We start from the raw sequence: 572 nt of genomic DNA, 5'->3' as shown, positions 1-572 counted from the left end.
CCGTCTTATCTGATTAGCGCGCACACTAAGAAAGCGAATTTGGATAATTTTTTCAAGCTGTACTCTGATAGAAATGTTGCGTTGATATACAATAGCGCTCATTTCGCAGATGCGGATATTAAGTCCGTAGCTGCAAATGGGAAGATTGTTTATCATGTTGTTTTGAATGAAAAAGTCACCGCGGCGCAATTGGCTCTTCTTCCAAAAGAAAAACTGGTTGATGTGCGTGATTCTTTTAATAAGATGCAGCGAAATGCTGATTATGATGGTGTTGAGTTTTTCACTGATCGGCATAAACTAGTTGGGCGTAGAATTTGCGCGGTTGGAGATTATACGATAACGGGGCGATCATTAGATATCGGCGGCGGAAAGCCTGGGGCGGTTGCGATACATGTCAGCTATAAAGATAAAGTTACGGCAGATATCTGGATGGAGCACTTTGTTTCTGATGACAAAGATCGCGATGTAGGAGATGTTTCGACAAAGTTTTTGCAAGCTGCTCGAAAGTTGGTTACGCAGGTGGATTTGAGGCCGAAAGAATTTGGCAGTGATTTTGCTTTGCTGGCCTATAA

General features: G+C 42.5%; 1 protein-coding gene. It reads left to right on the top strand.

Annotated features, from left to right (window positions below; all coding sequences use genetic code 11):
* Window positions 1–572 (top strand): sce7725 family protein (locus RVS70_RS21880; protein ID WP_321134827.1); only part of this gene is annotated, 572 nt, incomplete at both ends.

This window comes from Virgibacillus sp. M23 (assembly GCF_034190895.1).
In the GTDB taxonomy this organism is placed as follows: Bacteria; Bacillota; Bacilli; order Bacillales; family Amphibacillaceae; genus Virgibacillus; species Virgibacillus salarius.
This window is presented reverse-complemented; position numbering and strand designations above follow the sequence as displayed.